Annotated in this window: 23 protein-coding genes; 4 read left to right on the forward strand and 19 right to left on the reverse strand. The window is 50.1% G+C overall.

Annotated elements, in window-relative coordinates; all coding sequences use genetic code 11:
• Positions 1–40: 40 nt before the first annotated feature.
• The 4 genes from DU002_RS18080 to tpiA all read right to left on the reverse strand — a co-directional run bounded on the left by DU002_RS18080 (position 41) and on the right by tpiA (position 2,998).
• Entirely contained in the window at positions 41–526 is a 486-nt protein-coding gene (locus tag DU002_RS18080) for a nuclear transport factor 2 family protein (protein ID WP_114339861.1), read from the reverse strand.
• Positions 527–542: 16 nt separating this feature from the next.
• Positions 543–1,130: a uracil-DNA glycosylase family protein gene (locus DU002_RS18085; RefSeq protein ID WP_114339862.1), complete on the reverse strand. Its 588-nt coding sequence runs from the start codon at positions 1,128–1,130 to the stop codon at positions 543–545.
• A gap of 127 nt (positions 1,131–1,257) precedes the next feature.
• Positions 1,258–2,223: a 6-phosphofructokinase gene (gene pfkA / locus DU002_RS18090; RefSeq protein ID WP_114339863.1), complete on the reverse strand. Its 966-nt coding sequence runs from the start codon at positions 2,221–2,223 to the stop codon at positions 1,258–1,260.
• A 22-nt stretch (positions 2,224–2,245) separates the two neighbouring features.
• Positions 2,246–2,998, reverse strand: coding sequence for a triose-phosphate isomerase (tpiA, locus tag DU002_RS18095; RefSeq protein ID WP_114339864.1), 753 nt, complete (start codon positions 2,996–2,998; stop codon positions 2,246–2,248).
• Positions 2,999–3,320: 322 nt separating this feature from the next.
• Here tpiA and DU002_RS18100 point away from each other — a divergent pair, with 322 nt between their 5' ends.
• Both DU002_RS18100 and DU002_RS18105 read left to right on the forward strand, forming a co-directional pair.
• Positions 3,321–5,483 carry a cation:dicarboxylate symporter family transporter gene (locus DU002_RS18100; RefSeq protein ID WP_114339865.1) on the forward strand — a complete coding sequence of 721 codons (2,163 nt, stop codon included), beginning with the start codon at positions 3,321–3,323 and terminating at the stop codon, positions 5,481–5,483.
• Positions 5,484–5,596: 113 nt separating this feature from the next.
• Positions 5,597–8,296, forward strand: coding sequence for an EAL domain-containing protein (locus DU002_RS18105; protein WP_114339866.1), 2,700 nt, complete (start codon positions 5,597–5,599; stop codon positions 8,294–8,296).
• An 85-nt stretch (positions 8,297–8,381) separates the two neighbouring features.
• Here the strand turns inward: DU002_RS18105 and purD are convergent, their stop codons facing one another.
• From purD to prmA, 5 genes are all read right to left on the reverse strand, one after another.
• Complete coding sequence (gene purD / locus DU002_RS18110; RefSeq protein ID WP_114339867.1) at positions 8,382–9,671, reverse strand: phosphoribosylamine--glycine ligase; 1,290 nt, start codon at positions 9,669–9,671, stop codon at positions 8,382–8,384.
• Positions 9,672–9,811: 140 nt separating this feature from the next.
• Positions 9,812–11,404 (reverse strand): bifunctional phosphoribosylaminoimidazolecarboxamide formyltransferase/IMP cyclohydrolase, encoded by a 1,593-nt coding sequence (gene purH / locus DU002_RS18115; protein WP_114339868.1) that lies wholly within the window; start codon positions 11,402–11,404, stop codon positions 9,812–9,814.
• 111 nt (positions 11,405–11,515) lie between these two features.
• Positions 11,516–11,812: a DNA-binding transcriptional regulator Fis gene (fis, locus tag DU002_RS18120; RefSeq protein ID WP_114339869.1), complete on the reverse strand. Its 297-nt coding sequence runs from the start codon at positions 11,810–11,812 to the stop codon at positions 11,516–11,518.
• A 28-nt stretch (positions 11,813–11,840) separates the two neighbouring features.
• Positions 11,841–12,806, reverse strand: a complete 966-nt coding sequence (dusB, locus tag DU002_RS18125) for a tRNA dihydrouridine synthase DusB (protein WP_199405281.1) — start codon at positions 12,804–12,806, stop codon at positions 11,841–11,843.
• A 185-nt stretch (positions 12,807–12,991) separates the two neighbouring features.
• Entirely contained in the window at positions 12,992–13,873 is an 882-nt protein-coding gene (prmA, locus tag DU002_RS18130) for a 50S ribosomal protein L11 methyltransferase (protein WP_114339871.1), read from the reverse strand.
• A gap of 193 nt (positions 13,874–14,066) precedes the next feature.
• Here prmA and DU002_RS18135 point away from each other — a divergent pair, with 193 nt between their 5' ends.
• Entirely contained in the window at positions 14,067–14,555 is a 489-nt protein-coding gene (locus DU002_RS18135) for a putative 4-hydroxy-4-methyl-2-oxoglutarate aldolase (protein WP_114339872.1), read from the forward strand.
• A gap of 23 nt (positions 14,556–14,578) precedes the next feature.
• Here DU002_RS18135 and DU002_RS18140 read toward each other — a convergent pair whose 3' ends face one another.
• The 10 genes from DU002_RS18140 to cutA form a co-directional block, all read right to left on the reverse strand.
• A complete protein-coding gene (locus tag DU002_RS18140; RefSeq protein ID WP_114339873.1) occupies positions 14,579–15,274 on the reverse strand; it encodes a DNA-3-methyladenine glycosylase I in 696 nt (231 codons plus the stop codon).
• A 109-nt stretch (positions 15,275–15,383) separates the two neighbouring features.
• The gene (locus tag DU002_RS18145) at positions 15,384–16,436 is read right to left on the reverse strand and encodes a DUF2955 domain-containing protein (RefSeq protein WP_114339874.1); all 1,053 of its coding nucleotides are present in this window, start codon (positions 16,434–16,436) and stop codon (positions 15,384–15,386) included.
• A gap of 29 nt (positions 16,437–16,465) precedes the next feature.
• Complete coding sequence (locus DU002_RS18150) at positions 16,466–17,641, reverse strand: HlyD family secretion protein (RefSeq protein ID WP_114339875.1); 1,176 nt, start codon at positions 17,639–17,641, stop codon at positions 16,466–16,468.
• 148 nt (positions 17,642–17,789) lie between these two features.
• Positions 17,790–19,301 carry a S10 family peptidase gene (locus DU002_RS18155; RefSeq protein ID WP_114339876.1) on the reverse strand — a complete coding sequence of 504 codons (1,512 nt, stop codon included), beginning with the start codon at positions 19,299–19,301 and terminating at the stop codon, positions 17,790–17,792.
• Between the two features lie 128 nt (positions 19,302–19,429).
• The gene (gene accC, locus DU002_RS18160) at positions 19,430–20,773 is read right to left on the reverse strand and encodes an acetyl-CoA carboxylase biotin carboxylase subunit (protein ID WP_114339877.1); all 1,344 of its coding nucleotides are present in this window, start codon (positions 20,771–20,773) and stop codon (positions 19,430–19,432) included.
• A 15-nt stretch (positions 20,774–20,788) separates the two neighbouring features.
• A complete protein-coding gene (gene accB / locus DU002_RS18165) occupies positions 20,789–21,241 on the reverse strand; it encodes an acetyl-CoA carboxylase biotin carboxyl carrier protein (protein WP_114339878.1) in 453 nt (150 codons plus the stop codon).
• 28 nt (positions 21,242–21,269) lie between these two features.
• Positions 21,270–21,722, reverse strand: a complete 453-nt coding sequence (aroQ, locus tag DU002_RS18170; protein ID WP_114339879.1) for a type II 3-dehydroquinate dehydratase — start codon at positions 21,720–21,722, stop codon at positions 21,270–21,272.
• Positions 21,723–22,018: 296 nt separating this feature from the next.
• Positions 22,019–22,594, reverse strand: coding sequence for a hypothetical protein (locus DU002_RS18175; protein ID WP_147271897.1), 576 nt, complete (start codon positions 22,592–22,594; stop codon positions 22,019–22,021).
• A 15-nt stretch (positions 22,595–22,609) separates the two neighbouring features.
• Complete coding sequence (locus tag DU002_RS18180; RefSeq protein WP_114339881.1) at positions 22,610–24,376, reverse strand: protein-disulfide reductase DsbD; 1,767 nt, start codon at positions 24,374–24,376, stop codon at positions 22,610–22,612.
• Positions 24,376–24,744, reverse strand: a complete 369-nt coding sequence (gene cutA, locus DU002_RS18185) for a divalent-cation tolerance protein CutA (RefSeq protein ID WP_233496546.1) — start codon at positions 24,742–24,744, stop codon at positions 24,376–24,378. Before cutA ends, DU002_RS18180 begins: the two co-directional genes overlap by 1 nt.
• A gap of 118 nt (positions 24,745–24,862) precedes the next feature.
• Between cutA and DU002_RS18190 the strand changes: the two genes are divergently transcribed.
• Positions 24,863–25,381 (forward strand): FxsA family protein, encoded by a 519-nt coding sequence (locus tag DU002_RS18190; protein WP_114339882.1) that lies wholly within the window; start codon positions 24,863–24,865, stop codon positions 25,379–25,381.
• Positions 25,382–25,434 lie beyond the last annotated feature (53 nt).

A 25,434-nucleotide genomic window follows, 5' to 3' on the forward strand; every position in this document is an offset into this window, starting at 1 on the left:
CCTGATGGGCGCCTTTACAAACGATAACAGGTGGTTGTGTCTATTCTTTGGTGATATGCGCTTTTATCTTCTCGGTTAGCTCTTTAGCCAGCGTATTGGGTATGGGAAATGTCAGGTGGTATTGCAGTATTTTCCAGCCCGTCGGCGTCTTAATCAAGGCGCCTGAGCCTCTGCATTGCCCGTATTTTTCATTCCAGAGCAGTTCGTCGAACCAGGCGAACTGACCATCTTCGCTGATATCGATATGGCGGGTTGACGCTGTATAAGTCCACCCCTTACCTTGGCTGAAATAAGGCTGTGCGTATTCCTGGAACTGATTGACTGTCCAACGCTCGCCAGCATCGGTACCGATAAATACCCCATTGCGATGAAATAGTGAAAAATAGACTTCGCCGTTGGCTGTCGCGGCAGACTGGTGAAACGTATTCAGCAGTTGATCGATAGGCGTTGTTGCAGGCTGTGTAGCTTCTGCATTGGTCAAGCTAACAAATGGTATAACCAAGACTAAGATGAGTAACGTTTTCATGGATTTTATCACCGGACTATCTCTCTATAAGAGCCTGAATCTTCGATTTTAAAGGTGGCAGAAGTAACTCTTCGAACCACGGATTTTTTTTCAGCCAAAGTTGGTTTCTTGGCGAGGGATGCGGCAGAGGAAACTGGCCTTCACTACGGTAGTTCTGCCAGTGTTTAACATTCTCTGTGAGTGTTTTAAATGGCGTTTTAAGGTAATAGCGCTGTGCATATTGTCCAATCAGTAACGTTAATTGGATGTTTGGCATTTGTGCCAGCAGTGCCTGATGCCACTTTGGCGCACACTCTGGTCGAGGGGGAAGATCGCCCTGTTTGCCCTTGCCCGGGTAGCAAAACCCCATTGGCATAATCGCAATTTGCTGCTCGTCGTAAAACAGCTCGGGCGACAATCCTAGCCAGTCTCTCAATCGTTTACCAGAGGCGTCATCCCAAGGAATACCTGATGCATGCACTTTGGTGCCGGGAGCTTGCCCTATTATCAGAACCTTTGCGCTGCTAGACGCCCTGACAACAGGGTGCGGCCCAAGAGGTAAAGATGCTTCGCATAGGCGACAACCGTTGATTTCGTCTAATAGCTGACAGAGGCGGTCAGTCATAGAGGGTCTTTGATAGGGGAGTGAAGTAGGCAGTTTAATCTATTGCTTAGGGAATAAAAAAGCCGACATTACATGGGACGTAATATCGGCTTTATGTTTTGTCGATGTTCAATCGACAAAGTGCTGTTTAGAACAGACGTTGCGATAGATCGTATAGCTCTTTGTCGAATGGACGAACCATCTCTTCCAAAGCTTCGATAATATCGTGATGTACCAGCTTGTTAGCTAGGATCCCAACGCAGCGACCGCCTTGGCCTTCGACCAGAAGCTGTACTGCATAGTCACCCATGCGGCTGGCCAGAACACGGTCACGACAGGTAGGTGAGCCACCGCGCTGGATATGACCCAGAACCGTCGCTCGAGTTTCCAGACCTGTTTGTCCTTCAATGTTCTTGGCTAGAGCATTTACATCGGTTACATGCTCGGTAATAACCACAATAGCGTGTTTTTTACCTTTGGCGATGCCATCTTGGATCTGCTGTAAAAGCTTGGCTTCGTCCCAAGCGTCAGCTTCTGGGATCACGAGGAATTCAGCGCCGCCGGCAATTGAGGCCCACAGTGCCAAATCACCACAATGGCGACCCATCACTTCAACGATTGAGATACGATTGTGAGAGCTGCAGGTATCGCGCAAACGGTCAATCGCTTCCATTACCACGTTGAGCGCGGTATCGAAGCCGATGGTGAAGTTGGTACCGGCAATATCGTTGTCGATAGTGCCAGGAACACCGATACAGGGGTAACCCATCTCAGTCAGCTTCTTAGCGCCCATGTAGGAGCCGTCACCGCCGACCACGATTAAGGCCTCGATGCCGCGCTCTCTCATCTGTTCGATCGCTTGCTCACGAACTTCTACTTTTTTGAAGTCAGGAAAGCGTGCAGAACCTAGAAATGTTCCGCCTTTGTTGATCGTGTCAGATACAGAGTAGCGGTCCAACTTGTGGATATCACCGGAGTGAAGGCCAGCAAAACCATTGTTGACACCATAAACTTCCAGACCAGCCTGCAGGCCGCTGCGGACAACAGCACGTACCGCAGCATTCATGCCGGGGGCGTCGCCACCACTGGTCAATACACCAATACGTTTAATCATGCTTGAATACCTTTAAACAGGTTTACTTAGCTGCGTTGAAAATGCCAGCGAAATCAGCAGCTACCAGAGAGGCTCCACCAACCAGACCGCCGTCGATGTCTTCCATCGCCATCAGTTCTGCAGCGTTACCAGGCTTCATGCTTCCACCGTAAAGGATCTGCATGCCTGCGGCGACTTCTGCGTCTTTCGCGGCTAGCAACTTACGGATCAGAGCGTGTGCTTCTTGTGCCTGTTCTGATGATGCTGTTACACCGGTGCCGATAGCCCAAACTGGCTCGTAGGCAATCACTGCGTTTTTATAAGCTTCGATGCCGTAGGCATCGATTACTGCATTCACCTGAGTGGTGATAACCGATTCCAGCTTGCCAGCTTCGCGCTCTTCTAGAGTTTCACCGATGCAAAGCACAGGAACTAAACCAGCATCTTGAGTCGCTTTGAATTTCTTGGCGATCAGTTCGTCAGATTCGTTTTGATAGGTGCGACGCTCGCTATGGCCAACTAAAACGTAGCTGACACCGAACTCTTTCAGCATATCTGCTGAGCATTCACCTGTGTACGCACCGCCGGCGTGAACGCTCACGTCCTGGGCACCGATACAGATGTTGCTGTCACCCGCAAGCTCCTGGATTTGAGCAATAAAAACTGCAGGGGGGCAAACGCCGATGGTGACTGAATCAACACCAGCGGCAGCGGCTTTAAGGCCTTCGATCAGCTCTGCGTTACTGGCTTTGGTGCCGTTCATTTTCCAATTACCTAGTACCAGGGGGCGTCTCATCAGTTTTTCTCCTGTCCGACTTTTGTGCGGAAATTGTAGTAAAATTACTAGCGAATAAGTATGGCTTGGTGCAACGAAAGTAGGGTTGACGCAAGTCAACCCTACCTCCAGAACTGTTTCTGGTGATGCCATTATCGGCATCTGATTCATAATTGAACCAATTATAGATGGCGAAATGATGATCGCCATTCAGTTATCAGCAGCCTTCTCTCCGCTGCCTTTAATCTGTGCCATATCATGCCTGTTTGTGTTGAGGCTTGCAAAGCGCGAAAAGCACAATACCCTGTGCAATGGTAATGAATTAACCCGTGAATCTATCTGAATGAGTTTTTCTCACTTTCGTTTCTCTCTTTCAACCGTGATCTTATGGGCACTGTTCTTTGGTTTCCTCACGGGCATCTTCTTTGGTGAGATGGTCGGTTGGATGAGCTGGATCGGTAATGCTGTGATCATGTTGATGCAGATGACGATCTTGCCATATATCGTCGTCTCACTGATCGGCGGTATCGGTCGTTTAACCAAAGAACATGCCAAGCAGATGTTCTCGCGGGCTTCTTTAGTGATGCTAGCCATATGGTTGGTCGGTATGATCGTTATATTGCTGACCCAGTTTGCTTTTCCTGCGTTGGAATCGGCATCGTTTTTCAGTCGCTCTTTGGTGACTCCGCAAGCTGAAGTGGATTTCCTATCCATCTATATCCCTTCAAACCCGTTTCAGTCGATGGCCAACGGTGCTATCCCCGCAGTGGTTCTATTCTCGATTTCGCTGGGGGTGACACTGATTAGTTTGAAGCACAAAACATCGTTGCTCGAATCCTTAGGTACCTTAGCTGAAGCGTTGTCGAAGCTTAATGGGGCATTAGTTAAAACGTTGCCAGTGAGTGTTTTTGCGCTAACAGCCAGCGCAGCGGGCACATTAACTCTGGAACAGTTCGGCTCGTTGCAGGTCTATCTGGTGAGTTACCTGGTGTTGTCACTGGTACTGACATTCTGGGTATTTCCGCGCATGTTAGCGGCGATCAGCCCCTTTAAAACTGGGGAGGTGTTGGCTGTTAGTCGAGATGCTCTAGTGACAGCGTTTACTACGGGTAATGTATTTGTCTTGCTGCCTGTATTGGTTGAGGGAGCAAAGCGCCTGTTTCGTAAGAATCGGATGCGCAAAGAAGACACGGATTACATGCTCGAAGTGTTGATGCCCATCGCTTACAGTTTTCCAAACGTAGGCAAGCTGACCGTACTGATGTTTGTATTGTTTGCTGGCTGGTTTAATGGCAAGAGCATTGAAATAACCGATATGCCGCTGTTTAGTGTCAGTGGTGTTTTTAGTTTGTTTGGTAGTGTCAACGTCGCCATCCCTTTCATGCTGGACAGCTTTCGTCTGCCAGCAGATATGTTTGAGCTGTTTATTATTTCCAATGTTCTGACGGGTAAGTTCAACTCACTGGTTGCTGCGATGCAGCTGTTAATATTTGTGCTGTTGTCAGTGGCCGTGATCCAGGATCAGGTGAAAATCAGCTTGGGAAGAATAGTGCGGTTCGCCCTATTCGGTATTGGCGTGAGTTTTATCATTCTGTATGGCAGCCGGTTTGTTAACGGCATTTTTCTTGGTGATGACAATAAGATCGGTGAGCAACTGTCTACCATGCGGGTGCCGGATAAGGTGCCGGAGCATGTGTATGCGCAGATCCCCAAGTCATATACCGGCGGCGAATATGCCTTGACGAATATAGAGGTGATTAAGAAGCGCGGTGTGCTGCGGGTGGGTTACAGTCCGACCAATGTGCCGTTTTCATTTTTTAATCGTGATGGTCAGTTAGTTGGTTTTGATATCTCTTTGGCTCACCAGTTGGCGCGAGATCTAGGGGTCAAAGTTGAGTTTATTCCTTTTGTCCGAGATAACTTGCGAATACCACTAAACAAAGGCTATTTCGATGTCGCGATGTCGGGTATCAAGCTTGATGTCTATGATATTCAGCACATGAGCTTTACCAAGCCGGTTTTAGAATTGAACTTGTCGCTCATGGCGATGGACTACCGCCTGCGGGAGTTCGATTCAATGGCCAAGCTCCGTGAGCATGAAGGGTTTACCTTGGCGACTGTGGAGCATATTCGTGAGTTGGATCTGCTCCAAAAACGCTTGCCGCAGATCGATACCGTGGCGTTAACCTCTTATGATGAGTTCTTTCAGGAACCAGAAGCCTATGATGCGCTTTTGATCAGTGCAGAATCTGGCTACGCTTGGAGTATTTTGCATCCTCGTTATGGCGTGGTTTTACCCACTCAACAGGGTAATCAGTTTGCCACTGGTTATGTGGTCGCTAAACGCAACACGGATTTGTTGAATATGCTTAATAGTTGGATAACTGTGAAACGGGCTAATGGTGATATCCAATCGCAATATGACTTTTGGATTTTGGGTGGCGGAGCAGTAGATAAAAAGCCCCGTTGGTCAGTGATCAGGGATCTACTGCATTGGGTTGAGTGACAAAATAATGGCGCGAAAGAAAAAATAATGACGCTTTGTTAACCGATTGTAAAAATATAGGGTACACTGTCGCCTGAATTTAGACACAGTCACTCATTGGTGTTTCTTTACTCATGTCTTTGACGCGGCGACTCTTCACATTATTGGCCATGATCTGTTTGCCAGCCCTGCTTTTCCTCTGGATAGCTTCTCGCGGGCTGCTACTCGATACCTTGCAGCGTATTGAGCATATGGTCGCGGAAAATCATCTCAGACAAACATACAATCAATTTGAGTTTTACCTGCAGCGCTTAGAAACATGGGGCTTTGAATGGTCGCAAGAGCCGGACCTGGTGAAGTATGTTGTCACCCCTTCTAAGGCGTTTGAAACCGGTTACTTCCCTGATGACCTGTTGGTGTTTAACCGCTCGCATCTGGTGATGTTTTTTGATGCTGATGTCTCTGTTTTATTTGAGCGTTTCATCGACACAGATAGTGGCCTTGTTAATGCCACTGTGCCTGCCAATATAAAGCAGAAAATCCAACATAGGATCCAACAGCAGGCATCGGAACTGGAACGTAAGACGATCACTGGAATGGTGCAGTTCGATCATGCGCCGATGATGTTAACGATCCGAGCGATTCGACCGTTAGATGACGCCAATATTAATGGTACAACGGCGGGCTATTTAGTGTTTGCAGAACGGGTGGATGCCCAGCTACTGTTTCGGATTTCGCAGGCCATGGGCTACAGCGTTAACTTGCAGCCACATCAAGGGCCACAAAAGCTTCAGAGCCATAATGATACCCAGCTAGATCGGACACAAAGTTCGCTGTGGGTCACTCGAACCCTTTATGGTCTCGATCATGATACGCAATTTGAGCTATCTATTTCGATGGATCGCTCCCTGTTTCTGTTTGGTGCGGAAGGGATCGAACGCTACTTAGTGATCACTATTTGTAGCTTGTTGGCACTTTTGGCTGCACTTTACCTGTTTATCCGTCAATACGTGGCTGCGCCAGTGGCGTCTTTGACGCGGCAAGTGAACGCGATAGACGCGGATGCCGAAGAGTGTCAGCCAATTATCGTCGGTAAAAGTCGTGAAATTAAAATATTAGGCGAAAAGTTTAATCGCTTGATGGATTCCCTCTTTAAGGAAAAAGTGCGTGCCAGAACCACGCTGGCATCTATTGGTGAAGCTGTGATCAGTACTGATAGCCGTGGCAGCATTACTTATTTGAGCCCGGTTGCCGAGAAGCTGCTGCAGCTGACGCAGGAGCAAGGGGTTGGCTTGCCAATCGACAAGGTCTTACAAAGCGTCGATGGCATGTCACTAGCACCACAGATTGCGATGTTTGCTGATATGCCTAGCGCAACCACTCAGCGTAGTATGCGTCGCCTACAGATTGCTGGTCGGTCCGTTAGTATTGAGCAAACGGTTTCCCCTCTTCTGGGGGCAGCCGATGAGATCACCGGCGCCGTGCTGGTGCTTCGAGATATCAGTAGTGCTGAGCTATTAAAAGAGAAGCTACAACATCAGTCGAGTCATGATCCTGTCACTGGCTTATATACCCGTGGGCGCTTTGAACAGATGATCAGTCTGTTAAGTCCAGAGTTAACATCAGGCGAGCATGCCGTTTGTTACATTGACTTGGATAATTTCAAGTTAGTGAATGATAACTGCGGCCATGGTGTCGGTGATCGTTTACTGCGTGAGATCTCTGATGCTATTCGTCGCTGCATTCGTGAGACGGATCTGTTGGCCAGAATGGGTGGCGATGAGTTTGCTTTGGTATTGCGAGATATCGATATTGATGCAGTGCGCAAAGTGATGGTTAAGATCAGTGAGGAGATTGAGTCGGTGAGTGTGTACTGGGGGGCCAGTGCTTACTCCGTTGGCGCCAGTATCGGAGTGAGCTTTTTGCGCCCAGAACAGACTCAATTAAAAGCGGTGCTGCAGGAAGCTGACGCTGCTTGTCGTGGGGCTAAGTTACCTGGAAGTAATAATATCTGTTTCTATGATGCTGATAATCAAGAGGTGACCGATCATCAGCAAGCCCCTCGTTGGGCTATCAAGATCAATGATGCGATTGACGCCGATAAGCTCGAACTTTACTATCAGGAGATCATGCCGCTGGCGCCGACGACAGAGGGTATGAAGCGGATTGAAGTCTTGGTACGCATGCGAGAAGCTAATGGAGAGCTGTTATTACCGGATAGCTTTCTCCCCGCGGCTGAGCGTTACCATCTATGTGAAAAGCTCGACCACTGGGTGTTGGAGCATGTTTATCAATGGCTTGCCCGTCATCCAGAGTGTTGGAGTCATAGCCGGGTCAGTATCAACTTGTCTACAGAAACGCTAGGCAGTGATAAGTTTGAGCCCTATTTAGCCAGTTTATGCCATCGTTACCGTATCCCTAATAGCAGTATCTGCTTTGAAATTACTGAACGTGCAGCGATACGTAACCAGCAGAAAATGATCGAGTTACTTAAGCGCTTGCGTAACCAGGGGTTTCGTTTTGCCTTGGATGATTTTGGTAGCGGCTTCTCATCATATGGCTATCTGAAATCTCTGCCGGTGGACTTTGTGAAGATAGATGGCGGTTTTGTACGCACCATGCATGAAGATCCGAAAGATCTGGCATTAGTACAATCGATACATCAGGTTTGTAACGTCTTAGGAATGCAGACGGTGGCTGAATATGTTGAAAATGACGCTGTCTATCAAAGTGCCTGTGATCTGGGGATCGACTTTGTTCAGGGGTTTAATATTGGCCATCCAAAACCGTTAAGTGAGTTTGCCCTTAATTTTATTGACCAACAGGTAGTTTAACGACTTTAGAATAGACAGGAATAACTGACTGATATGAGAAAGGCCAGCAATAGCTGGCCTTTTATATACGTCAAACAGCGCGTGTTTAGCTCTGTTGTTCCCGTTCAATTGCGCGGTAGGCAATATCTGTGCGGTAAAACATACCATCCCAGCTGATCTGCTTAGCAAGCGCGTAAGCACGCTGTTGCGCCTCGGTCACGGTATTGCCGAGGGCCGTGGCACATAGGACGCGACCACCAGCAGTGACAACAGCGCCATCTTTTTCAGCCGTACCTGCATGGAAGATCTTCTCACCGGCGACTTCGTTGCTGTTTAAACCGTGGATCTCAATACCTTTGGCATAGTCACCAGGATAACCACCTGCGGCTAATACAACGCCGACAGCGGCACGGTTGTCGTATTTGGCTTCATGCTGATCCAACTCTCCAGCAATCGCTGCTAGGCAGAGTGTCACCAGATCAGATTGCATACGTAGCATGATCGGTTGAGTTTCTGGATCGCCGAAACGGCAATTGTATTCAATTACTTTCGGTGTGCCGTCGGCAGCGATCATCAAACCGGCGTAGAGGAAGCCGACATAGGTATTCCCTTCAGCTGCCATGCCGTTCACTGTCGGCATGATCACTTCGTTCATCACGCGGTCGTGGATCTCAGGGGTGACTACTGGGGCTGGTGAATAAGCACCCATTCCACCGGTGTTGGGGCCGGTGTCGCCATTGCCGACGCGCTTGTGATCCTGACTTGTCGCCATCGGTAACACATTCTTACCGTCGACCATGACGATGAACGACGCTTCTTCACCATCAAGGAACTCTTCAATGACCACGCGGTGGCCGGCATCGCCAAAGGCATTACCGGCAAGCATGTCGCGTACCGCATCTTCAGCTTCTGCCAGTGTCATGGCAACAATCACACCTTTGCCAGCGGCTAAGCCATCAGCCTTAACGACGATAGGCGCGCCTTTTTCCCGCAGATAGGTCAGTGCTGGCTCGATCTCGGTGAAGTTTGCGTATTCGGCTGTTGGGATGCTGTGACGGGCAAGGAAGTCCTTGGTGAAGGCTTTAGAGCCTTCCAGCTGGGCTGCGCCTTGGCTTGGACCGAAAGCTTTGAGGTTTGCCGCTTGAAATGCGTCGACTACACCTTCAACCAAAGGCACTTCTGGGCCAACGATAGTGAGTGCGACATCATTCTCTTGAGCGAATTTGATTAATGCTGGCTGATCACTGACGCCAATGGCGACATTCTCTAGCTTTGGTTCTAAAGCTGTGCCTGCGTTGCCTGGCGCGACGAAGACTTTACTGACGTCGGAAGATTGCGCCGCTTTCCATGCTAAGGCGTGTTCACGGCCACCGCTGCCAATTACCAATACGTTCATTCTTATCTCCCTCAATATGGGGCTAATCGGTCGGATTATATGTGCAAAAACCGCGGCAATGCTGCTGCGGTTTTGTAGGGTTAGCTTGTGCTAACCCGCGTCTCTTTAATTTAGCGTCCAACATTAGGACGCCAACTATTTTAGTGACGGAAATGACGCATGTTGGTGAACACCATGGTCATGCCATGTTCGTCCGCCGCTGCAATCACCTCATCATCGCGGATAGAGCCGCCAGGCTGGATAACACAGCTAATGCCCGCTTTCGCTGCGGCATCAATGCCATCACGGAATGGGAAGAAAGCATCTGAAGCCATCACTGAACCGGCGACTTCGAGACCTTCATCTTCCGCTTTAATGCCAGCGATTTTGGCGCTATATACACGGCTCATTTGACCCGCGCCAACACCGATCGTCATGCTATCTTTGGCGTAAACAATGGCATTTGATTTAACAAATTTAGCCACTTTCCAGCAGAACAGCAGATCCTGCAGCTCTTTGTCGGTTGGCTTACGCTTGGTTACCACGGTTAAATCGTCCAGCGTCACCATGCCTTGATCGCGATCTTGTACCAGCAAGCCGCCGTTGACTCGTTTAAAGTCATATTCAGTGGTGGTTTTATCCCACTGGCCACACTCGAGCAAGCGAACATTCTTCTTCGCTGCGACGATTTGTGCCGCCGCAGGGCTGACTGTTGGCGCAATGATCACTTCCACAAACTGACGGCTGACAATCGCTTCAGCGGTGTCGGCATCGAGTTCACGGTTGAAAGCGATGATACCGCCAAATGCTGATGTTGGATCCGTTTTGAAAGCGCGTTCGTAAGCTTCCAATTGCGTCTCAGCTAACGCCACGCCACACGGATTCGCATGCTTGACGATGACACAGGCTGGTTGCTCGAACTCTTTCACGCATTCCAGCGCGGCGTCGGTATCGGCAATATTGTTGTAGCTGAGGGCTTTACCTTGGATCTGCTTCGCTGATGCAACAGAGGCTTCCTGTAGATCCTTTTCAACATAAAAAGCAGCGGCTTGGTGGCTGTTCTCGCCGTAGCGCATATCCTGCTTTTTGATGAACTGGCTGTTGAAAGTACGTGGAAACTGGCTATTTTCGCTGTTCTCGTCGGTGTCACCATAGCTAGGAACTTTGGTGCCGAAATAGTTAGCGATCATGCCATCGTAGGCTGCAGTATGTTCGAAAGCGGCGATAGCAAGATCGAAACGGGTCGCCAGGGCCAATGAACCCTCATTGCTATCCATTTCGCCAAGTACGCGGTTGTAATCTGATGCGTTGACGACGATAGCGACATCTTTATGGTTCTTTGCTGCAGAGCGCACCATAGTTGGACCACCGATATCGATGTTCTCGACTGCGTCGGCGAGGCTGCAGTCAGGATTAGCGACTGTGGCTGCAAATGGATACAGGTTAACGACAACCATATCGATTGGGTTGATGCCATGGCTATTCATCACTGCATCATCTTGATCACGACGACCCAGGATGCCACCGTGGACCTTTGGATGCAGGGTTTTTACCCGGCCATCCATCATCTCAGGGAACCCGGTGTAATCAGAGACTTCAATGACATCGATGCCTTGTTCGGCAAGCAGGCGGGCAGTACCACCAGTAGACAGGATTTCTACACCCTTTTCGGCCAGCGCACGGGCGAATTCTACGATACCGGTCTTGTCTGAAACGCTGATAAGCGCACGGCGGATCGGTCTAGCAGCTTCCATCGAGTAACATTCCTCAACTCATTTGATAGGGGGAGGCGAAAAGGCTTCCCGTGTTGGAGCATGGGCTCCAGATAGACAACAGGGTCCGATTGGACCCTGTAGCAAACTATTTTAGTTCATACCGTACTTTTTGAGCTTCTTACGCAGCGTACCGCGGTTGACGCCCAACAGGTTTGAGGCACGAGTCTGATTACCACGGGTGTAGGTCATCACTTCTTCAAGCAACGGCGCTTCTACTTCCGACAGGAACAGCTCGTACAGGTCATTGATGTCCTGACCGTTTAACTGTGTCAGATAGTTGCGCATCGCTTTTTTAACGGATTCGCGGAGAGGTTGCGCATTGGAAGAAGTGTTTGGCATTTGATTAACAGTACCCATTACTTCATTTTTCAGATTAGTCTCAAACATACGCCTTAGCTCGCTTAATAAATTGTGATTAATTTTCTAATGCAAAGAATGCATCTAACGCCTGCAGCTGATCCTTAGCTGATATCAAAGCGTTAAATTTGCTTCGAAATTCTCTGGTTTGATCAAGCTCCGCCAGATACCAACCCACATGCTTGCGGGCGATCCGTGGACCCATCACATCTCCATAAAATATGTGTAACGCATCAATATGCGCTAACACGATTTCGCGTATTTCCTGTGCCGGCGGATCAGGCAGTAGCTCATTACAGTGAAGATAGTGAGCAATCTGCTTAAACAGCCACGGTCGTCCTTGAGCGGCTCGACCAATCATCAGCGCATCCGCGCCGGTGTCGGTTAAAACCTGCTGTGCTTTTTGCGGGCTATCGATATCGCCATTGGCAATAACAGGAATAGACACTGACTGCTTAATCGCAGCAATGGTGTCGTACTCCGCATTCCCCTTATACATACATGCTCGCGTACGACCATGTATAGCAATTGCCTGGATCCCATTACGTTCAGCCAGGCGGGCAATCTCGACGCCGTTTTTGTACTCAGGTGCCCATCCGGTGCGGGTCTTTAGCGTGACTGGTACATCGACCGCGTTTACCACGGCTTTGATGATTTTTTCTACCAGTTCCGGATACTGCAGTAATGCTGAGCCGGCTAATTTTTTGTTCACCTTTTTGGCTGGACACCCCATATTGATATCAATAATTTGGGCGCCATTGGCGACATTAAATTGCGCAGCTTCGGCCATCAGATCTGGATCTGCGCCGGCAATTTGCACCGAGCGGATACCGGACTCACCTGAATGGTCCATGCGTTTCTGCGATTTTTCTGTACCCCAGATTTTGGGATTACTTGAAAGCATCTCCGATACTGCTAAACCTGCCCCCATACGGCGGCAAAGTTGACGGTAAGGACGATCGGTTATCCCAGCCATCGGCGCGACAATCAGCGGATTGTCGAGACGGTAAGGGCCAATCTGAATGCTCAAAGTTTCACCACCCATCTGTTGAGAGCGGCGTAGTTTACTTTTTTTTTTCGCCGTAAGAAAGGTCAGTTTTTAACCTTTCGAACAGCTATTGACCAGACGCAAAAGCAAGCGATTTATTTATATTTTTGCTTTCTAGTTAACTTGTTGATACATAAGTAAAAGAGCATGTTTGTAAGCAATTATTTCGCGATCCCACTAATTCTCGCCCACTCCTCTTTTTGACAAATAGGATCGAGATTTATGTGTGATTGATAGGCTGATGCGACCTCTTCCGCCTGAGATTCTAGTACGCCAGAGAGCGCAAGGTGACCGCCCGGCAGGGGTAATCGGCAGATTAAAGGTGCGAGTTCCCGGAGTGGGCCGGCAAGAATATTGGCGACCACTACGTCAGCTTTTAAGTCCGCAGGTTGCTCATCGGGCAGATAGAGGCTGAGCTTGTCGCTGACGCCATTGCGTTCGGCGTTGTCACGACTGGCAAGGATCGCCTGTGGGTCAATATCGATGCCGATGGCGCTTTTTGCACCTAGTTTAAGCGCCGCCACAGCAAGAATACCTGAGCCACAACCGAAATCGACCACCGTCTTATCGGTTAAATCCAAACTATCTAACCACTGCAGGCAAAGCGCAGTGGTTGGATGGGTGCCAGTACCAAATGCCAGGCCAGGATCCAGGATCACATTAACTGCATCGGCCGCAGGCGCGTCGCGCCAGCTTGGGCATATCCACAGACGTTCACCAAACTGCATCGGATGAAAGTTATCCATCCACTCCCGCTCCCAGTCCTTGTCTTCCAGCGGTTCTAGCTTATAGCGTTGGCCTTTGGTTAATCCGCCATGCATCTGTAGATAGCTGACCACAATGTCCATGTCCGCTTCCGCATCCCATAAACCCATCACGTCAGTTTCTCCCCATAAGCGGGTTTCTCCTGGCATAGGTTCAAACACCGGATTGTCTTTCGAATCCAAAAATGTCACAGACAAGGCACCGCAAGCAGACATTAAGTCACCGACTTTTTCTGCGGTATCGGCGGTGGCATTTAGGCGAAGCTGGAGCCAAGGCATGGCATCTCCTGGAATTATCTTGAATGGGCGGATTGTAGCTGGCAGGGGCGTTATATAACAGTACCAACGCTATTGCTGGTGGCTCTGATTAGAGTGAAAAATATTCGATGACTTGCTAATTGTTAGAATATCTACCAGATTGAGTAATAACTCTAATCTAAATTTCGCGATGAGTGATGGCATAGGAGAGAGGATGTTAGACCTGCTACCTGATCTGTTTGATGAACACCCGCAAGCGTTGCGCTTACTCAATTTGCCTTGGCGTAGTTTTGGCCTGCATCCGATTATTTTCGGGCCGCTACAGACAGTTTGTTGTTTTGAAGACAATAGCCGTGTTGCCGAGCAGTTGGCTCTGCCAGGAAACGGGCGCGTGTTGCTGGTGGATGGCGGCGGCTCCAATGCCCGCTCGCTGTTAGGCGATAACCTGGTGAAGAAAGCGATAGATAATGGCTGGGGCGGGGTGATCATCAATGGCGCCATGCGCGATGTCGGTACGATTAATCAGATGCCTTTTGGTGTAAAGGCATTGGCCACTTGCCCGATTAAAACCGCGAAACGTGGCCAAGGAGATGTCGAAATCGTAATCGAGATCGCCGGGGTAGAGGTTCACCCGGGTGAATATATTTATGCTGACCTAAACGGCGTGGCTGTCTGTGAGTGTGAGTTACCACTCCCTACTTAATCGACTTAGCGGTGGCCGTGAGGTTACTCAGCCTGTACTCGGTTATCGCCAACACTGTAGGCAATGACCTGGCTTATTTCGGTCAGAGAGCGTCCAGATTGCTCAGCCCAATGATTAAATGCCGTCTGCGTGGCTTTTAAGTCTCGTTGACTAGAGGGGGCCTTATCAACCACGCCTGCGCCAATCAGATGGGCGACCACATCTTTACTCAATACAAAGGTGTCTTTGCCCATGCGCCGCAATAGGTAGGCGCTACTGTTGCCGCCAAGTCGGGCACCATGCTTTTTCAGCCAGAGCCATAAACCGGTGATATCTGTTCCGGGCCAATCAGCAATGAATTGAGCAAAACTGCCATGTTGTTTGCTGACATCGAGGATCATCTGGGCATTTTTCGGCACAGTCGCTATTTTTTGGCCATTTCGCACAATGCGGGCGTCTTGCAGCAAGCGGTCGATATGAGCATCACCTAGCATCACCATTTTTTCTGGTTCAAAGCCAAAGAAAGCCTCTTCAAATGCTGGCCATTTGTTCTCGATCACCCGCCAAACAAAACCACTTTGAAAGATCACTTTGGTCATCGTCGACAGATAGCGATGATCAGGGATCTGGCACAGCTCATTAGCGTTTAATGGCGTGCTAAGGAGAAATTCCAAGGCGCGTTCACCGCCTTTACGCTCGGCGGCACGTTGATAGATACGATCGAAAACTTCAATAGCCATAGTCAGTGATGGTTGCTTGCGAAAGGAGATGAATAGACTCTGACATATCGCCGCGTCGATGTTAAGTCACCGGTGGGTGCTTTATGTAACGCCCCCATCGGTGGGTGTTTTAATTGCTGGCGCTTGTTCCGCCAGCGATGACCGTGGCGCGACTGCGACGGCTGTAGATTGCCACCACGATAAAAGCAAAGATCACATAGGCGGCAGCCAAACCAATACCAATAATGCGGGCGTAGAATTTGGCATCGGCGTCACCACCAAAATTGCCGGTGGTTGAACCAATCAGCAGCAGCACGGTGGAAAAGGCCGAAGCGTACAGCGGTGCCACCGGTCGATCAGAAAAGATCCGCTGACTAAATAGTAGGGCGGTGAGTAGGATCAGTAACAGCAATGCACTCAGTTCAGGCACCGCGACAAGCAGGCGGAACAGAATCAATGCAACTAAGCCTCCAGCGATATTGGCTAAAAGCAGGGCGGTGGCGCCCTTACTGCTTTTTTGTAGATCCGGGGTCAGTGCCAATAAACAGATAAACACCAGAGTGATTAGGTCTTCGGTGAGGCCAAAATAGAAAAAGCTGACCACGGCAGGGGTGACCACTACTGTGCTTATCCACGCCGAGTGGATCGCATCACTGTCACTGACGGTCGTTGCCTGTTGCTTATCTGGTACGCCAGTGGTGACATCCAGATCTGGGATTAGCCAATGGCTAAACCATAGGAAGAGCACTGCAAACAAACCGGCGGTGGCTAGGCCCCCAGCAACGGTTAAAGAAAGCGCCTGATGGGTTAACGAAACAACCGGTATCATGGTGAAGGCAAGTAACAACATCACGCTGACGATCGCTGGCGTACCTTTGGCTGCTCCTTTAAAAATGCGAAATAGAAACAGGATCACTAACAGCATGCAGACAATGGGATAGCGCAGGGTCGCGGCGGAAAACAGCAACCCGAGCAACGCACTGCCAGCGATGAGTATTATTAGCTTGCCGCCGCCTTTGAACCCGGGATTGGGTTGGGTGTTGCCTAACAGCGATACTGTGAGTACTGGGATCAGGTAGCCGACCGGCAGGCCTGAGATGCAGGCAAATGCCATCGCTAAAGTAGTGCCGATGGCAAACCTGAGCATCCGTCGCTGTTGTGGATCCGTGATGGTCGGGGTCATTGAGATCAGCCTTTAAGCGTCAGCGTCTGTTAGTAGGCATAACTGAGCAGACTGATGAAGCGTATCCACAGCTTACCTATGCTATTCATAATCCAACCGTCGCCGGTATAAACAATCACATCCACTTGTCCGCCGACTCGGCGTAAGCCTGTGCTGTCGTCGTCAGTGAACTGAATGATAACTGGCATGCGCTGCGCTTCCCGTAACCAGCCACTGGCGGTATTAATGGTTTGTAGTTGCCCAAGCTGGTTGTTCTTATCCCAGTTAACACCGAAGCCGACGCTGGCGACCTTGCCTTTAAATACGCGGCCTGGTGCAGCATCAAGTACCATCTCAACATCATCACCGGCCTTAATATTTTCGAGGTTGTTCTCACGCATATAGGCTTCGATCCAAACATCTTCTGCCGAGATAAAAGTCATCAGTGGCGCACCGGTCTGGGCGTAATGTCCCACGCTGATCTGCACGTTGGTCGCTACCCCTAAATGAGGAGCTGTGACTACGGTATTTTGCAGATCAAGACGAGCTTTTCGCAGAGCGGCAATGGCGTTACGGATGCGCGGGTTGTTTTCTCCTTCACTACCTAACTTCTGTTTCGAAGCGCGCAGATCGGCCTGCGCCTTTGCCAGCGAGGCTTTTGCTTTGGCCACTGAAGCAACGGCTTGGTCACCAAATGATTGCGCCATGATCCCTTTCTTGGTCAGGGTAAGCGTTCGTTTGGCTTGGGCTTCTTTATTGGTCAGGTGGGCTTGGGCGTCTAACACATTGGCTTGCGCAGCACTGACCGCTTCCAGGTCCGCGCCAATTGCTTGGCCTGCCATCTCTAAGTCGGCTTCTGCCTGAACGACTGCGAGTTGGTATTTCTCCGGATCAATACGAAACAACAGGCTGTCTTGTTTAACGATTTCGTTATTGTCGACACCTATCTCTATCACTGTGCCGGCGACTTCAGCAACCACGGGGACCACGTAAGCGCGTAATCGTGCTTGATCGGTGTTGGGGGTAACGCGATCGGCGATAAGATACCAGACAAACAGTAATACACAGGCAATTAAGACGCCTTGTGTAATCTTTTTCACTTTTAATGCCTTCGCTTGCTCATCGATCGCTGCCGTTTGCTCTGCATCAGAGGTGAGAGACTCATCGACGGCGGCTTGAGGCTCTTCATTAGAGGACGTCTCTGTCTGTGTTTTGTTCTCTGTCATCGACTTGCATGCCTTATTGCTGATCGAATTGGCTGAAAAGTGCCAGTATGGTGTTGTTTTTTATAGGGCAAGGGTAGAACGATATCTAGTTAAGGTACAAGCAGCTTTGCACCGATAGTGCCAAGCTGCTGCTGGATTTGTGCTGTAACTAGGGAGTTTCGATAAACCTACGGACATCATCAGTAAGCTGTTTTAGGCTGGGTTCGTGGACATACATCATATGTCCGGCCGGATAATAGGTCATAGTGACACGCTTTGGATCGATGCCGTAATGGGCAAAGGATTGTTCGGTAGCGAAAAAGGGCGTTGCCATATCGTAGTAGCCATTGGCGACAAAGATCCTGAGATCACGATTTTGGCGCATCCCTTTAGCAATCAAAGGAGCGACATTGATGACGTTTTCTTCTCGGGGCGAGCCGCCCATGGACCAATCCCAATGTCTGTAAACTTCGCTGCTCAGGATCTGGTAGATCTCTTTACGCTCAACTCCGATCTGGCGTCCCAGATAGTCATTTATCGCTGCGGTATAAGCTGCGGCGATACCATAACCCGACGGATCGGCTTCGAACGTTTCCCCTGCGCTATCGGCATCAGTACCTAAATAACGGGAGTCCAGACGGCCTACGACTTTTCCTTGTTCACGAAGCAGCTCTTTCATAAAACGCATCTCATGAATACGCAGATCGGTTGCGGCGAGATACTGCTTGGAGAGTCCAGTGTATTGATGCAGCTTTTCAATGATCACTGCACGTTCTTCTGTGGTCAGCCGACTGCCTTTGAGCAGGGCAACAGAGTATTCATTGAGAACAAACGCCTTCACTTCTTCAATGAATGGTGCCAACTGTTCGGGTTTGTTAGGCAGTGCATTGTGATACCAAGCGGTGGCTGCATAAGTCGGCAGGAAGCTCATAAACGGTTGCTCATTACCGGGAAAAAAGTCACCGGTTTGGTAATCGACAATCGCAGAGATCAGCAGAATGCCGTTCAGATTGACTGCGTTCCAGCCCTCTTGTAGTTCTCGTACCAGCGCCCCGATACGCGTCGTGCCATAGCTTTCGCCTGCCAGGTAACGTGGTGAGTTCCAGCGTTTGTGTTCACTGATAAAGTGACGAACGAAGCGAGACAGCACTTCAGCGTCTTTTTTCACGCCCCAGAAATCGGTGCCTTGATATTCCCCTATTGCTCGGGAGTAACCCGTGCCAACGGGGTCAACGAACACCAGGTCGGCAATGTCCAGCATCGCTAACGGGTTGTCGATCAAGGGATAAGGCGGTGCGCCTGCATTTTCACCATTGGAGGGGACAACGACACGTTTTGGTCCAAAGCCCCCCAGGTGCAGCCAAACTGACGCGCTGCCAGGGCCGCCATTGAAAAAGAATATCAGCGGTCGTTGCTCACTCTTTTTCTTGCCGGTAGCGATATAGGCCGTGCTAAAGATACTGGCCATTGGCTTGCTGTCATCATCGACCAGATGAGTATCAGCGGCGATAACGCGGTACTCGATCTTTTTATCATTGAATTTTCCTGACAGCTTTTTCTCCACCCGCACCGGTTCGGGGAGCGCCTTCGTGGTGTTTTGTTCGGTGGCTTCTTCGGCGATCGCAAAGCGACACAAGAGTATAGATAGCAAGCTGATGAATAATAGATTGGCGGGCTTCATGTCGGTCTCTGAATGGTTAATTAGCGCGACTTAAATCTATACGCCGGTGTTGACCAAGCGCAAGGGGGATCTGATTTTGCTAATAAAAAAGGCTGCCGAGGCAGCCTTTAAGAGCATAGCAGTGGTGATTACTGCAAACCGAGTTTCTTTTCCAAATAGTGGATATTCGCACCACCAAACTGGAAGTTCTCGTCGGCCATGATCTCTTTGTGCAGGTTGATGTTGGTCTTGATCCCTTCGACTACGATCTCATTCAGCGCGTGCTTCATGCGAGCGATGGCGACATCGCGGCTTTCGCCGTAACAGATCAGCTTACCTACCATAGAGTCATAGTTCGGCGGCACTGAATAATCTGTATAGATATGGGAATCCCAACGCACCCCTAAACCACCCGGAGCATGAAAGCGCTTGATCTTACCTGGCGACGGAATAAACGACTTAGGATCTTCTGCGTTAATCCGGCATTCAATGGCATGACCACGGATCTTAATCTCTTCCTGAGTGAAAGAGAGCGGTTGGCCTGCAGCCACGCGCAGTTGCTCTTTAATCAGATCCACACCGGTGACCATCTCTGTCACAGGGTGCTCTACCTGAATACGGGTGTTCATTTCGATGAAATAGAACTCGCCGTTCTCAAATAGGAATTCGAAGGTGCCAGCACCACGGTAGTTAATCTCTACACAGGCACGGCAGCAGCGCTCACCGATAAAGCGGCGCATCTCTTCAGTTACGCCTGGCGCAGGTGCTTCTTCAACCACTTTTTGGTGGCGACGTTGCATAGAACAATCGCGCTCACCAAAGTGGATCGCACTGCCCTGACCGTCAGCCATGACCTGAACTTCGATATGGCGAGGGTTCTCGAGGAACTTCTCCATGTAGACAATATCGTTGTTAAAGGCAGCTTTAGCTTCAGCGCGAGTCATGGCGATCGATTGGATCAGCTCTTTCTCTTCTCGTACAACACGCATACCACGACCACCACCGCCACCGGAGGCTTTGATGATCACAGGGTAGCCGATACGTTTGGCGATAGAGATATTCTTCGCCTCATCGTCGCCCAGAGGCCCATCAGAACCGGGAACACAGGGGACACCCGCTTTCTTCATCGCCTCAATGGCTGAGACTTTGTCACCCATCAGGCGGATGGTTTCGGCCGTTGGCCCAATAAAAATGAAACCACTGTTCTCTACCTGTTCGGCAAATTCAGCGTTCTCAGCCAAAAAGCCGTAACCAGGGTGGATAGCCACTGCGTCGCTAACTTCTGCCGCACTGATGATGGACGGTACGTTGAGGTAGCTTTCTTGGGCTGGCGCATTCCCGATACAGATCGACTCGTCGGCCAGCAGTACATGTTTTAGTTCGCGGTCAGCAGTGGAGTGCACTGCGACTGTCTTGATCCCCAGCTCTTTACAAGCTCGGAGGATACGAAGCGCGATTTCGCCGCGATTGGCGATGACGACTTTATCCAGCATGACAATTCTCTGTGGTTATTCGATAACAAACATGGGTTCGTCGAACTCAACAGCGTCGCCGTTGTTGACCAGGATCGCTTTAATAACACCGGACGTGTCTGCTTCGATCTGGTTCATCATCTTCATCGCTTCGACGATGCAGAGGACGTCTCCAGCATTTACATGCTGGCCGACTTCGGAAAATGGCTTAGCTTCAGGCGATGATGCGCGGTAGAAGGTACCGACCATAGGTGAGCGAACCAAATGACCCGCTGGTTCGTCAGCTACAGGAGCCGCTGCTGCCGCAGGTGCTGCGGCTGGTGCTGCAGCTGGCGCGGCCGCTGGGGCGGCTTGATACTGGACCGGTGCCTGCATCATTGTGCCACCACAGCTGATGCGCACGGATTCTTCACCTTCGGTGATCTCCAGTTCATTGATACCTGATTCTTCGACTAACTCGATCAGTTTTTTAATTTTGCGAATATCCATCGATTTCTCTCTGCGTTAGTACGTTGTTCTAGTCGTTGGGGCACAGTCGGCGACATGCCGCCTGCAGTGCAAACTCATAACCTTGAATGCCCAAACCGCAAATGACGCCTTCTGCTACATCAGACAAGTAGGAGTGGTGGCGGAACGATTCGCGGGCATGGACATTGGACAGGTGTATTTCTATAAATGGAATAGCCACCCCCAGCAGTGCATCGCGTATTGCTACACTGGTGTGAGTGAAAGCGGCAGGGTTAATCAAGATGAAGTCCATCTTTCCCCGCGCCTTATGGATCGCTTCAATTAGCTCATGCTCAGCGTTGCTTTGAAGATGGGAAAGCTGCACACCATAAGAAGCGGCTTGGGCATCAAGTGCCTGAACCACATCGGTCAGTGTTTGATGGCCATAGATCTCAGGCTCGCGTAAACCAAGTAGATTTAGGTTTGGGCCATTCAGCAATAAAATGTTGAGTTTTGCTTCCATCTTGCAGGCTTTTTCTTCTAATTCGTGTTTATGGGCTATTGCACGTCAAATCTGAGCAAAATTTAGCTTTTTGAGCTGTCGGAACGGTGAAAAGTTCCCGCTTTTTTCGAATTATATTGTTTTCGCAGAAAATCGCAGCATTTTTCTGGTCGAATCAGTGCAAAGTTTTGATGTTGATTAGAGGTTTTACTCTAACTTGGCTTATCTGAACAGTTAAATACTGCTCCAAGCATAGATGAAGTGGCGGAGTCTGCCGCTTTTGTTTGACACTGTGCAGCGAGATTTGTTCAGGCGAGTTAGATCTCTGTTTTCCCCATCTTTATCTCGGCTTTTTCAAATAGAGGCATATAGGCTTCTTGTTGATAAAGCTTGAGCGCAATAGACATCACCATGATCTCACCCTCTGCCGGTGGGTTTTTGACTTTTGCTCCAACACTGATGGCAAATGAATTTAGCTCAGGGTCATTGGCGGCAAACTGCTGAAACGATTCAAATGCAGACTCACCTTCATCGGTAAGTTTCATTTCGTAGTCGATCCAGTGCAGCGGCGCGCGCAGCCAGCGCTCTTCGGTGCGCGGAGTTTCCGAGATCAGTTCAAAGTTGAAGGTTTTCATCAGTTGCCCGTTGGGGCTGGCGAGCGTGACTTCGAGTATGGTCTGTTCTGGCTTTAACCCAACCGCCTCCTCAACCGTCACCTTTGCCCGAATATCTTCGGGCTTAAGTTCGACAAACTCTTCTGGGCCAAACTGGCTCATTTTGACCATGGTGGATAAGGGAACGCTGGCGCACCCCAATACCCCTATCAACGTGAGTAGGGCGACGGCGATCACTCGCCGTGTTGCCATCCAGGAAAATGAGCATGCAGCTGTCATGGTTGCAACGATCCCTTATTCGGCCAAGACTCTGTCCAGGTGTTCGGCAAAACGATCCGGCCCTTGGAATCCGGTAACCCGCAGTGTTGCCAACTCGGCGGCACTGGGGTCATAGAATACCAAGGTTGGCAGTCCGAGTACGCCAAGGGACTCCAGCAATGCAATGGCTTCGCCACTGTTGTCGGTCACATCGGCCTTAAGCAAAACAAACTGATCTAGACGCTGAACCACGTGTTCTGCCGGAAACGTTTTCTGTTCAAACTCTTTGCATGCCACACACCAATCAGCATAAAGATCCAGCATCACCGGCTTACCTGCTGCTGCCGCAGCGTCAACCTGTTGTTGTAATTCGCTGACATTCGCCACGTTAATAAACTGGCCGGTGATGGTTGCTGGTTGCTGCTTCAGGCCATTGATGGCGGTCCAACCCCCAACAGTCAAAGCCAGTACCGCGACAGTGATGCGGGCGGTAAAGTGGCCACGTTCCGCGCCGTATTTAGTAAAGGCAAGAAACAGCAGGGTGACAGTAATCAACAGTGCCCATAGCAAGCTCTCTACTATGGCGGGGAGCAGGCGGCCAACCAACAGCAGTGCGGCAGCTAATAGGACAAAACCAAACAACATCTTAATGCTGTCCATCCAGGCGCCTGCCTTCGGTAGGAGTTTGCCGCCGCTAGTGCCGATGATCAGTAAGGGTAACCCCATACCGACACTTAACAGGTAGAGAGCCAGACCGCCGAGCACCAGATCACCCGACTGCGCAACATAGAGTAGCGCGCCGGAAAGGGGCGCCGTAGTGCACGGTGAGGCGACGAGACCGGATAGCACGCCCATGATACCCACACCGATATAGCTGCCACTCTTTTGGCTGTTACTGACATTGCTGATGCGGCTGACCCAATGGCTGGGCAGTTGGAAATTAAACGCGCCAAACATTGAAAGAGACAAAACGACAAACAGACCGCCTAAACTTAGTAGTACCGCAGGATGTTGTAGTGCAGCCTGAAATTTCAAACCGGCGGTTGCTACCACTAATCCCAGTGCCGCATAAGTGATCGCCATTCCCTGGACATACACCAATGACAAGCTGAAGGCGCGGCGAGTGGTTAATTTGTCACCTTGGCCGACCAGAATGCCGGAAAGAATGGGGTACATAGGAAAAACGCAAGGGGTGAAAGCCAGCCCTACGCCTAAGATAAAAAACAGCAGTAGTGCCCAACCTACACTGGCTTCGCTAAGTAGCGCGTTAAACCCACCTTGATCCATCGGCACGCCGGATGCTCTCTCTGTTGTCGCGTTGCCGTCTGCCGCAGGTGTGTCTGTGGCTAGGGCTGCGGCAGCTTCGTCCGGTTGCGGTTGCAGGTAAACGGTTTTCCGAGTTGGCGGATAACACAAGCCGGCAGCAGCACAGCCCTGATAGGTGACCGTGAGCTCAGCGTTGTCGGAGATACTGGAGACAGGGACAGTGATGACAGCTTGATGATAATAGACTTGAGTCTCACCGAAGTACTCATCCATGTAGAGGATACCGGCGGGGCGTTCAGCGGTGCCCATCTCTGCGCCGTTAACTTTAAATTTGAACTTGTCACGGTACAGATAGTACTCATCGGCTACCTGCCAATTTAGCTCAACACTGCTTCCGTTTTGCTGATAGCTGAATTGGAAAGCCTCATCAACGGGGAGAAATTGATCATCTGCGGGCAGTAGACCCGATAACCCAGAGGCCGATACCAATGTCGGCAGTAGGAACAGCATCGAGAAAAAGCGCATTTTTAACCACATTATTTTGTGTCTCTCTGTAAACATTGGCCTAACCAGGCCAGGTAATCGGCGCTACCATCTTCGATGGTTACCACCAAAAATTCGGGTACGTCGTAGGGATGCAGCTCCGTCAGCCGTGCCTCGAGATCCGACAGAGTGCCGTGGTCACTTTTAATAAGCAACTGTACCTCATTGGTTTGCTCGATCTTATCCTGCCAACGATAAATAGACTGCATTTGCGGAATAAGATTGACACAGGCAGCCAGGCGTTCTGCTACCAGACAGCTCGCGATCCGTTGTGCATGTTCAACGTCCGGGCACGTAGATAAGACCAGTTTGGCGGTGATTTGCTTTCGCTGTTCGGTGACGTTTTTTTCTGCTGATGGCACGGAAGGGAACCTTGTTGCATTTAACCTGTCCCATTTTTAACCGGTTGCTGCATTGATAAAAGGGCATAACGCCCAAATATAGAGATTTAAGCCAACCCCACAGCATGAGAGGTGCATTTTGGCGTTTGTTCTTTTTTTGATGTTTATTCTTATCCCGATCCTTGAAGTTAGCGTCATTATCCAAGTGGGCAGCGTATTGGGTGTGATGCCCACGGTTGCACTGATGATCCTTTCAGCAATGATTGGCGCCTCACTCGTGCGCAGCCAGGGGGTTGCTACGCTGATGTCGGTGCGGCAAAAAATGGCTCAGGGCCAGATGCCCAGCACCGAGATTGTTGAAGGCCTGCTGTTATTGGTTGCCGGCGTGCTGCTGGTTACGCCTGGCTTTGTCACCGACATCGTCGGTATCCTTATCCTGACGGCACCACTGCGTAAGTTGGTTGCGTTGGCATTGATCAAGCGCTTCCAGTTTCAGGTGGTCAATGCAGCGGCGCCTGGCGGGGCTTACTATGCCCATGGCCGACCAGGGTTTGACTCATCGGCGGCCAGCGCCAATGAACCTCTGAATTCGACATCTACAGAGTCGAGTGACCGCCGTGGTCATGTGATTGACGGCGAGTTCGAAAGAAAAGATTAGATCTGTTTCAGCGGGTTAGGTTTGTTTTTTGATTTTTTTTCACCTGTCCCGCT

Source organism: Corallincola holothuriorum, assembly GCF_003336225.1.
Classification (GTDB): Bacteria; Pseudomonadota; Gammaproteobacteria; order Enterobacterales; family Neiellaceae; genus Corallincola; species Corallincola holothuriorum.